Genomic DNA, 11591 nt, shown 5'->3' on the forward strand with positions numbered 1-11591 from the left:
GTGATAATTGAAGGCGGCGCACATACGCTAAATAGCTTTATTGAAGCCGGTTTATGGGACGAGGCCCGTATTTTTACAGGCCCCTCCGATTTAAAACAAGGCATCAAATCACCGGAAATTAAAGGAACAGTAGCTGATGAACAGGCTATTGGCGATGATAAATTAATGATATTAGTGAATGGTTGATTAAGTTAGATTATTTGATTGAGTTTTTGTACCGCGATAAATAACTTAATCAACCATTCAACTAAATCAACCCAATCAACCAAACCAAAATGCTCTACATCTTACTAAGCATCTGCTGCAGTATAATTGTTTCTGTAATGCTGAAACTGGCTAAACGTTATCATATCGACGTTTACCAGGCAGTGGTTTGGAATTACTCCATGGCTATTTTTTTAAGCTGGCTTTTTTTAAAACCTAAACTGGTTAACCTGTCCGGCGCTCCCATAGTTAATTATACATTATTGGGCCTGTTGCTGCCTTTGCTTTTTATTATAATTGGTATCTCAATTAAGCAATCAGGCATTGTTCGTACCGATATCGCCCAGCGGCTTTCTTTACTGATCCCCATCATGGCCGCCTTTTTACTTTTTGGCGAAAAGGGGAACTTGCTAAAATCAATTGGTATACTAACCGGATTTGCTGCCATCCTCTGCACTATCCCATGGAAACAAAGCGGTATGGTGCGCAAAGTTGCGGCAAATGCATGGCTGTACCTGTTAATGGTTTTTGTGGGGATGGGGCTGATAGATGTTTTATTTAAACAGATAGCGGCTTTTAAATCCGTTAGTTATGGCACCTCGCTTTTCATCGTTTTTGTATTAGCATTTTTGTTTTCGCTGGCTGGTTTGGTATACCAGGTTGCTGCCAAAAAAATGAAGTTTTCCTGGCCGCATATCCTGATCGGCTGGGTTTTGGGTGCGGCCAATTTTGGTAATATCCTGTTTTACATCAAGGCTCACAAAGCGTTGGCCAGCCAACCGTCCACCGTGTTTTCAGCAATGAATATTGGCGTTATCGTGTTCGGGGCTTTAATTGGATTGATTATTTTTAAAGAAAAGTTAAGCCTGCTCAACAAAGCGGGTATCCTTATCGCTATCATTGCCGTTGTAATTTTGTCCATATCCTGATCGTTGAATGCTTTTTGAAGACACCTACCGTACCATTGAAAAACCTGCAGAAGGCTTGTTTCGAGACCGTGGCAGCAAATTCCTGGGCTTTGCTTATCCGATACAGTCGGAGCTGGAATTGAAGCCTATTATCGCAAAGCTGAAATCAGAACATCCGAAAGCAAATCACCATTGCTCAGCACTGCGCCTGGGCATTGACCGCTCCGTCTTCCGGGTGAATGATGATGGCGAACCCTCGGGCACAGCCGGCCGACCAATATTGAATACCCTGTTATCCCGCGACCTGACAAACATAGCAATAGTGGTTGTCCGCTATTTTGGAGGCACCTTACTCGGCGTGCCTGGGCTCATTAACGCTTATAAAACGGCTACCGAAGAAGCGCTTAATAACGCTGTGGTTATGGAGAAGACAGTAAACGATTTTTATACCGTACATTTTGGCTACCTGCAAATGAATGATGTGATGCGGATAATTAAAGAAGACAACATCCAAATCATCAATCAAAATTTTGATACTGAATGCAGTATACAATTATCCATCCGGAAAACGCAGGTAAACCAGGTACTCGGCAAGGTAAATAAGCTAAGCGGTATTAAGGTTAAATATGATTATAGTCTTTGATAGCTGTTTAAACAATAATCTTACACCGTCATTACATTAACATTTGCTATTTTTGCACAAAGTTTTTTGAATGGAAACTGAAAATAACCTCCTGCTCTTACTTCAAAACCCGGATCTTACGGCTGATCTGAAACATATTGCTGAAAAAGTACTTCATGCCGAGCGCATTACTTTTGATGAAGGTGTTTTGCTTTTTGAAAAAGGCGAATTAGGCTACCTGGGCGTTCTGGCTAACTATATCCGCGAAAAACGTCACGGCAACAAAACTTATTTTAACCGTAACTTTCATATCGAACCCACCAATTTATGTGTTTACGACTGTAAATTTTGCTCCTACTCCGTGTTGATTAAACAACGCTCGGAAGGGTGGGAGTATACCATGGATGAGATGTTCGATATCGTAAAAAAATACGACAATGAGCCGGTTACCGAAGTACATATTGTGGGCGGGGTTTTACCGCAGTACGACGTCGCTTTTTACAGCGAATTGTTCAGCAGGATCAGGGCGCACAGGCCCGAACTGCATATTAAGGCGCTTACACCGGTTGAATATCACTATATCTTTAAAAAAGCAAAAATTGATTATGCAACCGGTATGCGCCTGATGTACGATGCAGGCTTACAGTCGATCCCCGGCGGCGGGGCCGAGATCTTCCATCCTGAAATAAGGGAGCAGATCGCCAAAGATAAATGTAACGCCGAGCAATGGCTGGCTATCCACGAAGAATGGCATAAACTGGGTGCCAGGTCAAATGCCACTATGCTATACGGTCATATTGAGAAATTCTGGCACCGGGTTGATCATATGGAGCGTTTGCGTAAACTACAGGATAAAACCGGCGGTTTCCAAACGTTTATCCCGCTGAAATTTCGTAACCAGGATAACCAGATGTCACATGTTCCGGAAGTATCCGTGATTGAAGATCTGCGCAATTATGCCATATCCCGTATCTACCTGGATAACTTTGACCACATTAAGGCTTACTGGGCGATGATCAGCCGTAATACCGCGCAATTATCATTGAATTTTGGTGTGGATGATATCGACGGAACGCTTGATGATACTACTAAAATTTACTCAATGGCAGGAGCTGAAGAACAACACCCGGCCATGAGCACCAAGCAATTGGTTGAACTGATCAAGCAGGTGGGCCGTCAGCCTATTGAACGTGATACGTTATACAACGTAGTAACAGATTATACTGATTTTAAATTTCCGGACGAAGCGAAACCTTCGTATTACAGATTACCGGTTATCAATTAGGTCATTTGGTCGTTAAGTCATTGTAAAATGTAATCTGTTTTATAGCGACGCAGAAAGATCAAATATCACTTAACAAACATTCAATGACTTAATGACCAAATGACTCAATGACTAAAACATTATATATCGTCCGCCACGGGCAAACTGATTTAAACAAACAAGGCATCATCCAGGGTCGTGGTATGAATACCGATTTAAATGATGAAGGGCGCAAACAGGCACTGGCTTTTTTCGATGCCTATAAATCGGTTGCGTTCGATAAAATTTATATTTCCGAACTGAAACGGACACAGCAAAGCATTCAGCATTTTATTGATTTGGGTGTTCCTTATGAAAAACTGGCGGGGCTTGATGAGTTGGGGTGGGGGATCCATGAGGGACAACCGGCGACACAAGAAAACAGGGGCGAGTTTTTAAAGATCATGCGTGAATGGGTAGATGGCAACCTGGATGCAAAATTTGAAGGGGGAGAAAGCCCAAATGAAGTAAAAGCCAGGCAGCAGGAAGCTTTAAAAGTGATCATGAGCCATCCTGAGGAGGAAACGGTGCTGATTTGCATGCACGGCAGGGCACTCAGGCTTATTTTATGCCTGCTGACCGATAAGCCGCTTACGGAGATGGATTCATTCCCTCACCAGAACCTGGTTTTATATAAAGTTACCTTTGACGGCGTTAAATACGAGATCGTAGATTTTAACAATGCCGAACATTTAAAAAACATTTAATATTTTTTGTGGATAAGATCAGCATATCAGCAGTTAGCTATACTAATACCAAACCCTTTATATACGGCCTGCAGCATTCAGGCATCAGCGAAAAAATTGAGCTCAGCCTTGATAACCCTACAGATTGTGCACAAAAACTGATTGATGATGTGGTTGATATCGGCCTTATCCCTGTGGCAGCAGCTTTAAGCCTGCCGGCATGGGAAATTGTAGCTGATTATTGTATCGGTGCGGTTGGAGCGGTTAATTCTGTGTTTATCTTTAGCAATTGCGATATCAACGAAGTTAAAACGCTGCAGCTGGATCCTCAGTCGCGCTCATCCAATAACCTTGCGAAAGTATTGCTCAACAATTTCTGGAAAACAACGCCTGAATTGGTGGTTAATGCAGGTGATTATGCGGAATCACCAGACGCAACTACTGCTTTTGTACAAATAGGTGACCGAACCTTCGGCAAAAAGGAAAAATATGCTTTTGTGTATGATCTTGCCGAAGAATGGCAGAAATTCACGGGCCTGCCCTTTGTTTTCGCCGCATGGATAGCGAACAAACCCATCCCGAAGGAATTTATGGCTGAATTTAACCAGGCGCTTAAATTTGGGCTCGATCATCGTACAGAATTGCTGAAAGAATTACCCCAAAGGCCAGACTTCGACCTGGAAGATTACCTGATGCACAAACTCGATTTTGATTTAACAGAGGATAAAAAGAAGGCCTTGTATTTGTTTTTGGAATATATCAAGGAACTTTAGTCCTCGACATCCTTTGTCCAATAGGCCTTTATTATTGAAAAAATTTCTTCATTGTTTCCGGATACAAAATCCACAAATATTGATTTGTCGTTGACAACAACAAGCTGTCTGGTTTTATAAAGGAACATTTTAATCGGGGTGTTAAAATATTTTTCCGGTTCCTTTAAATTGATTGCCAATTTAGCGAGACTTCGGGTTCCACTTGTGTTAAGTTCTATGCTTGCTATATCCGCCCACTCTATTGAATATCCTCCTATATTATTATTCAAGCAATCGTCAGTTAATACAATCGCGGGAATATTAAAAATCATTTTAACTGTCATTGGCAAAAAAAGATAAACCAACAACGCCGGAAGTAAACACGAAAAAAAATTATCCCAGCTTACCAATGGTTGTGAAAGATAACTGAAGCACGTTTTCAGAATGGCTAACGTAAGGAAACTCAAAAAAAATACCCAGAAAGGATTGAATTTAAATTGCGTTTTGGTCTCCATAAACAAGTATACCTATAATTTTGGAAATCCGGCATAGGCACATTCTATATGTCCCGTTAAACTAAATCATAAAAATTGAATCAAACAGTTATTCAAAGTGTTTTAGCTGTAATATTCAATAATGAAGGATTTCTATTATATTCTGGGGCTGGAACCGGATTGCACTTTAGATGAAATAAAGGAAGCATACCGAAAACTTTCGAAAAAGCTCCACCCCGACCTGAACCAGGGCGATAAATATTTCGAAAACCGCTTCAGGGATATTAAGGAGGCCTGGGAAACATTACGCGATCCTGTTAAACGTATTCAGTACGACCAAGCGATAAATAAAGTAAAATCGTACCAGCAGGAGCAGCCGAAACAACAATACTATTATAGTCAGCAAACTTACAGGCCGCCGTCCTCGTCATCAGTTCCAACCAAAAGAAAAGGTCCGGGTATTGGCATGACGATTGTTTTTATATTGATCGCCCTTATTTTAGGTGATTACCTGGTGAGGACATTCAATCCGCCTAATAAGATCATTAATATTCAATCAAACCCTGCCAGCAGGGTAATTGTCGCCAATACCATAAAACATCATAAAAAGAAACATAAAAATAAGATCGCCGCAGATTCATCTAAAGTTGATATAGCTAATAGCTATGAGAAACCAATTGAACCAGTTTACAGGATCAAACAAACCGCGTTGGAAAACAATAAGCAAACCGCTACCAGTAACATTGAACCCGCGGTCACTCCGGTTAAAAAATCCATTCCTGATTTTAATGCCAAACAAACTATTTCTGCAGCCAGTAAAAATGAAGGTTTGCAAGTTAATTCGTCATACATGACTTATGTTAAGGCAAATCCTACCGGCGTAGTTAACATGAGGGAATTTGACAGCTACGGCGCTGTCATTATCCAAACTATCCCGGCTAATTCAAAAGTGGTGGTTATCGCCAAGGGGAATACGTATTATAGGGTGTCTTATAATAATGTGGTGGGGTACGTGCCTAAGTGGTCCTTGCAACACAGGTAGTCAGTAGTTGTTTTTTTCAACCTTAAATATAAATAGCTGATAAAAAGTAAGCCTGTTATTTAACCAATGGTAAATTACCATTAGGCCTATTATTTAAACCAAAAATAAATTTTTATTTTCTAATGATTTTATTTTAACTTGTTTAAAATTAACCTAATAATATCATTAAAAAATAAAATTTATTAGAAAAATTTTAATTGCTCTGGTTGTTTTTTTGGGAACAACTATTTATTGCTACGGCCAAACCGGCAATAACCAGATTGGTGTAGGTGCCGAAGGGGACTTCCTTTTAGGATCATACAGTTCTGCCTATAATGTAGGATTTGGAGGAAATCTTAAGGGCCTTTTTGGAGTTGGCCAATCCGGACAAATTACATTAACTGCCGGCTATTCTACTTTTAGCAGTAAATCAGGAACTATTTTTGCGGGACAAACGCTAAGCCTTGTTCCAATTCTGGCCGGGTACCGCTATAATACGAGTAATGGCTTTTATGGCGAGCCACAAATTGGTGTCGGCGATTTAACTACCAAAGGGCCTGGTTTTTCCTTTTCACAGACCAACTTTGCAGGCAGTTTAAATGTGGGTTATGTGACAAATGGATTTGACCTGAGTTTAAGATATTATACCGAAGGCGATGTGATCAGTATGTTCGCTATTCGTGTAGGATATAACTTTTCATTAAAAGGAAAATAATCGCATCTTTTTTTTTATTTCCTAATAATTAAGTTTTTATTTTTATAAGGCCGGTTTTTCCGGCCTTATTTATTGGAATTTAACCGAGCAGTACTTTAGCAGAAATTTGAGGTTCGTGAAAAACCTATAATACTACCACTTAAAAATAACTTAAAAATATCTATGAACTCAACAGCATTACAAGGACAATCAGCATTAATAACGGGCGCGGACAGCGGCATAGGCAAAGGCGTAGCATTAGCCATGGCGGCCGCAGGCGCTAACGTGATCATTAACCATGTGGATGCGCACGAAGTGGCCGAACAAACTGTAGATGAAATAACAGCCGCCGGCGGGAAAGCCTATGCTATTCACGCGGATATCAGCAAGGAAGACGAAGTGAAAGCCATGTTTGTCGAAATGTACCAGCAATACGGCACCATTGACATCCTGGTGAACAATGCCGGCCTCCAACGTGATTCCCGTTTTATCGATATGACTTTGGAACAATGGAATACCGTCATTGGTATCAACCTAACCGGGCAGTTCCTGTGTGCACGCGAAGCGGCCAAAGAATTTATAAAAAGGGGAGTTGTGGAAGGCAGGAGCAGGGCAGCGGGTAAAATAATCTGTATGAGCAGCGTTCATGAAGTGATCCCATGGGCAGGCCATGTAAATTATGCAACCAGCAAGGGCGGTATCAGTATGTTTATGAAAAGCATCGCCCAGGAACTTGCCCCGCATAAGATCCGCGTAGTAGCCATCGGCCCGGGCGCCATACAAACCCCGATAAACAAAAGTGCCTGGGATACACCTGAAGCGCTGAACAAATTATTAACCCTCATCCCTTACAACCGCGTAGGCGAACCTGAAGACATTGGCAAACTTGCCACCTGGCTCGCCTCCGACGAAGCTGACTACATTACAGGCACCACAATCTTTATGGATGGCGGAATGACCCTGTATCCAGGCTTTGCTGATAATGGTTGAGTATTAGTGAGTGGTTGATAGGGCTGATTGGGTTAATTGGGTTGATTAAGTTGATTGGTTTTCGAATTAAAAATTATCTAAACAATCAACTTATTCCTACTTCATCAACAAATAATTGTTCACATGACACTTAAATGACATTTTTAAGGTTAATTTAATATTAAAAAGGCATTACAATTAAAATTACTGTGTTTTTAGATGTTTTTTTGATTGACATATTGTAAAAAATAAACTAAGTGAATTATGAATATCTAAAATTTTCACCATTAATAGACTATAATTATGAATTTATCATAAAAGTGAAATAAAATTTATGTGTTTGTTAAAATAACTCTATATTTGTTGCGGATTTAAAATTAAAAACAACCATGAAAAAAATATTTTTAACAATCGCAACTGCTGCTTTATTTAGTGTAACTGTATTTGCTGCTGACGGCGGTAAGAAAGCTAATGAAAACACTGCTACTGCATCATATTATGTTCAACAAGAGTTTAACGCTGACTTTGCCGGTGCAACCAGCGTAGTTTGGACAGTTAACAAAAACGTTCAAAAAGCTGAATTTTTGATCGACGGCACCAAGAAAACCGCGTTTTACAACCTTAGCGGTGATTTCCTGGGCACAACCCAAACAATCAGCTACGAAGCTATCCCTGCAAAATCGCAGAAACTGATCGCTGAACAATACAAGGAATATACTCCTGTTAGTGTGATCGTTTACCAGACAAACGAAGCTGTTAACAACGATATCGACGCTACTTCATACTTCGTTGATTTGAAGAATGATAACCACGAAGTGTTGGTTAGGGTAACAGGTTCAGGTAATCTTGACTTCTTTAAACAAGTTAAATAAGTTATCACGTAATTTAATCTATCGTAGCCGCCTGCACAAGTGCAGGCGGCTTTTTTTATGAAAAAATTTGCTTGCAATAGCCTGTTTTGCGGTTTTTTTTAAAACAACTTCGATAAAGAAACCTTTTATCATAAAAGGTCTTTATGCCCAAAACTATAATCGTATCTAACAGGCTTCCTGTAAAAATATCAAAAATAGATGAAGGATATGTTTTCTCATCAAGCGAAGGCGGTTTAGCAACCGGCCTTCGCTCGGTTTATAAACACGGTAACAACAAATGGATCGGATGGCCCGGCATTGAGGTAACTGAACAAAACGACCGTGAAAATATCAGGCAGCAACTTGCTGAGATGAGTCTTGCACCTGTTTTTTTAGAGCAGGAGGAGATCAATCAATATTATGAAGGGTTCAGCAATGATGTGCTATGGCCTGTATTCCACTATTATATTTCAACTTATACCGTTTACAAACAATCGTACTGGGAATATTATAATATCGTGAACCGGAAATTCAGGGACGAAATCCTGAAGATTGCCGAGCCGGGAGATGTGATCTGGATACACGATTACCAGCTTTTACTCTTGCCATCACTGGTAAGGGCTGAACTACCTGATGTTTCCATCGGGTTTTTCCTCCATATCCCGTTTCCATCACACGAAATGTTCAGGAATATCCCCTGGCGTTATGAATTACTGGAAGGATTAATGGGCGCCGACCTGATCGGGTTCCACACATTTGACGACGTGCGCCATTTTACCGGATCCGTGTCGCGGATTTTGCCGGTTACTGTATCTGCGAATATCATCACTACCGGTGAGCGATCGCTGGTGGTTGAATCCTTCGCGATGGGTATTGATGTAAACAAATATGCTGCGCTTCCGTTGAAAAAAGTTGTTAAAGATCATATCGCCTCGATAAAAGATGCCTTTAAGAATTCAAAACTTATCCTATCAATTGACAGGCTTGATTATAGCAAGGGGATATTACAACGTTTACAGGCTTTTGAACAGCTATTGCAAAAGCACCCAGAATATGCGGAAAAAATAACGATGTATATGATCGTGGTGCCGTCAAGAGATACTGTGCCTCAGTATGCTCATTTACGTGATGAAATTGATAAAAAGGTTGGTAATATCAATGCGCTTTACCGCAAAATGGACTGGACGCCCATACATTACTACTATCGGTCATTCCCTATTGAAATGCTTTCAGCCTTATATGCCTCAGCGGATGTTTGCCTCGTTACGCCTATGCGCGACGGTATGAACCTGGTGAGCAAAGAATATGTTGCCAGCAGGATACACGACGATGGCGTGCTGGTACTCAGCGAAATGGCAGGGGCCTCAAAAGAATTGATTGATGCACTTATCGTTAACCCCAATAATATCGACGAAGTATGCGATGCAATTATTACCGCCCTGAATATGCCCGAAGATGAACAAAAAGAGCGGATGCAGCAAATGAGAGCACTGGTAACAAAGTTCAATATCCTGCATTGGGTTAAAATTTTCATGGATAAGCTTAAAGAAGTTAAGCAAATGCAGCGTTCCATGCAAACACGGCATGTGAGTTTTGGCACCGAACAATCCATTGTGAAACGGTATTCTAAAACAAAAAAACGCATTATATTTTTAGATTATGACGGCACGCTGGTTGGCTTTAAGTCAAATATCTCACAGGCTAACCCGGATAGAGAACTATTTGCAATTATTGATAAGTTAACCGAGGATCCTGCCAATGAAGTAATTATGATCAGCGGAAGGAAACACAAAAACCTTGGCGAATGGTTCGGCGATAAAAACGTTTACCTTGTTGCCGAACACGGCGCATGGTATAAAGAACAAAATAAATCCTGGCATAAGATTTCAGGATTATCCGACAGTTGGAAACAGGATATTTTACCCGTATTAGAGACCTATGTCGACCGGACCCCCGGATCATTCATCGAAGAAAAAACCTACTCGCTGGTGTGGCATTACCGCAACGCGCAAAAGGGCCTGGGAGAATTGCGCGCCAACGAGTTGATGAATAATTTAAAATACCTGGCAAGTGATAAGGGATTACAGCTTTTACCCGGGGATAAGGTGCTGGAAGTAAAAAATGTGGAGATCAATAAAGGAAAAGCAGCCTTGCTTTTGGTCGAAAAAGATAATTATGATTTTATAATTGCGTTTGGTGATGACTATACAGATGAAGATATCTTTAAGGCTTTGCCGGATAATGCCATTACCATAAAAGTTGGCAGCAACGTATCAGCGGCTAAATTCTATCTCAGAAACCCTGCAGAAGTGAGAAAATTGCTGCTGAGTTTTACGGAAAGTGTGGCGGTTGAGGTGAAAGGTTAAAGGCGAAAGGCAAACGGTTTGTTATTCTTTGCCTTTCACCCTTTACCTTTCGCCTTTCAGTTAAATTTACAAAAATATCGGCCTGTCTAGCTTCATGGCTATGCGGTAGGCCGCATTCATTAATCCCACATGGCTGTAGGCCTGCGGGAAATTACCCCATTGGCTGCCATCTTCTTCGTCAACATCTTCGCTGAATAAAAGCAGGTGGTTGCTGAATTGCAGCAGATTTTCAAATTCGTGCATGGCATCATCTAACCGGCCCACGCAGGCCAGCGCTTCCACATACCAGAAAGCACAGATAAGAAACGTTGTTTTCGGGCGGCCAAAATCATCTTTATATAAATACCTGTAAAACAAGCCATTTGGTGTTCTCAACTCCTTTTCTAATGCAATTAAGTGATCCTTTGCCCGGTCGGATGCCGGGTCGAGGTAATTCATCATAATGAGTTGAAGCGTACTGGCGTCCAGGTTTGGGCTACCCGCTGAATTGGTGTAAACTTTCCTTACCGGATCATAACAGCTTTCAATATGGGCTGCCGCGCGGTCTTTTAACGACCGGGCTTTTTCAACCAATTCCTTGTTATCAATTGTTAAAGCCATCTTTTCAGCAGCTGCGGCGCCGGCCCATTGGAAAAGGTTACTATAGCAATGTATATTGGCCATATTCCTGAATTCCCAAATACCTGCGTCTTTTTCGTCGATGGTAGCTTCTATTTTAAAC

12 protein-coding genes and 1 pseudogene are annotated in these 11591 nt (G+C 41.0%); 11 read left to right on the plus strand and 2 right to left on the minus strand.

Going from position 1 to position 11591, the window contains the following annotated elements:
• From QZY09_RS16030 to QZY09_RS16055, 6 genes and pseudogenes are all read left to right on the plus strand, one after another.
• Window positions 1-186: pseudogene (locus tag QZY09_RS16030) on the plus strand (riboflavin biosynthesis protein RibD); the annotation flags it as partial.
• A gap of 89 nt (window positions 187-275) precedes the next feature.
• The gene (locus QZY09_RS16035) at window positions 276-1133 is read left to right on the plus strand and encodes an EamA/RhaT family transporter (RefSeq protein ID WP_295673998.1); all 858 of its coding nucleotides are present in this window, start codon (window positions 276-278) and stop codon (window positions 1131-1133) included.
• Window positions 1134-1140: 7 nt separating this feature from the next.
• On the plus strand, window positions 1141-1755 hold the full coding sequence (locus QZY09_RS16040) for a YigZ family protein (RefSeq protein WP_295674000.1): 615 nt from the start codon (window positions 1141-1143) through the stop codon (window positions 1753-1755).
• A 70-nt stretch (window positions 1756-1825) separates the two neighbouring features.
• Window positions 1826-3019 carry an aminofutalosine synthase MqnE gene (mqnE, locus tag QZY09_RS16045; protein ID WP_295674001.1) on the plus strand — a complete coding sequence of 398 codons (1194 nt, stop codon included), beginning with the start codon at window positions 1826-1828 and terminating at the stop codon, window positions 3017-3019.
• A gap of 107 nt (window positions 3020-3126) precedes the next feature.
• Entirely contained in the window at window positions 3127-3744 is a 618-nt protein-coding gene (locus tag QZY09_RS16050) for a histidine phosphatase family protein (RefSeq protein ID WP_295674002.1), read from the plus strand.
• Window positions 3745-3752: 8 nt separating this feature from the next.
• Window positions 3753-4496, plus strand: coding sequence for a menaquinone biosynthetic enzyme MqnA/MqnD family protein (locus QZY09_RS16055; protein WP_295674003.1), 744 nt, complete (start codon window positions 3753-3755; stop codon window positions 4494-4496).
• Here QZY09_RS16055 and QZY09_RS16060 read toward each other — a convergent pair.
• Entirely contained in the window at window positions 4493-4990 is a 498-nt protein-coding gene (locus tag QZY09_RS16060) for a hypothetical protein (protein WP_295674005.1), read from the minus strand. The two genes, QZY09_RS16055 and QZY09_RS16060, sit on opposite strands and share 4 nt — an antisense overlap.
• A gap of 121 nt (window positions 4991-5111) precedes the next feature.
• On the opposite strand from QZY09_RS16060, the gene QZY09_RS16065 reads away from it, so the two are divergent.
• The 5 genes from QZY09_RS16065 (at window position 5112) to QZY09_RS16085 (ending at window position 10870) form a co-directional block, all read left to right on the plus strand.
• Complete coding sequence (locus tag QZY09_RS16065) at window positions 5112-6011, plus strand: DnaJ domain-containing protein (RefSeq protein WP_295674006.1); 900 nt, start codon at window positions 5112-5114, stop codon at window positions 6009-6011.
• A gap of 214 nt (window positions 6012-6225) precedes the next feature.
• Complete coding sequence (locus tag QZY09_RS16070; RefSeq protein ID WP_295674007.1) at window positions 6226-6705, plus strand: hypothetical protein; 480 nt, start codon at window positions 6226-6228, stop codon at window positions 6703-6705.
• Between the two features lie 162 nt (window positions 6706-6867).
• The gene (locus QZY09_RS16075) at window positions 6868-7674 is read left to right on the plus strand and encodes an SDR family oxidoreductase (RefSeq protein ID WP_295674009.1); all 807 of its coding nucleotides are present in this window, start codon (window positions 6868-6870) and stop codon (window positions 7672-7674) included.
• A gap of 368 nt (window positions 7675-8042) precedes the next feature.
• Window positions 8043-8525, plus strand: a complete 483-nt coding sequence (locus QZY09_RS16080) for a hypothetical protein (RefSeq protein WP_295674010.1) — start codon at window positions 8043-8045, stop codon at window positions 8523-8525.
• 143 nt (window positions 8526-8668) lie between these two features.
• Complete coding sequence (locus QZY09_RS16085; protein WP_295674011.1) at window positions 8669-10870, plus strand: bifunctional alpha,alpha-trehalose-phosphate synthase (UDP-forming)/trehalose-phosphatase; 2202 nt, start codon at window positions 8669-8671, stop codon at window positions 10868-10870.
• A 66-nt stretch (window positions 10871-10936) separates the two neighbouring features.
• On the opposite strand, the gene QZY09_RS16090 is transcribed toward QZY09_RS16085, so the two are convergent.
• A partial coding sequence (locus QZY09_RS16090; protein ID WP_295674013.1) for a glycoside hydrolase family 15 protein occupies window positions 10937-11591 on the minus strand: 655 nt, incomplete at its 5' end.

Origin of the sequence: uncultured Mucilaginibacter sp. (assembly GCF_903913935.1) — a bacterium.
Taxonomy (GTDB): domain Bacteria; phylum Bacteroidota; class Bacteroidia; order Sphingobacteriales; family Sphingobacteriaceae; genus Mucilaginibacter.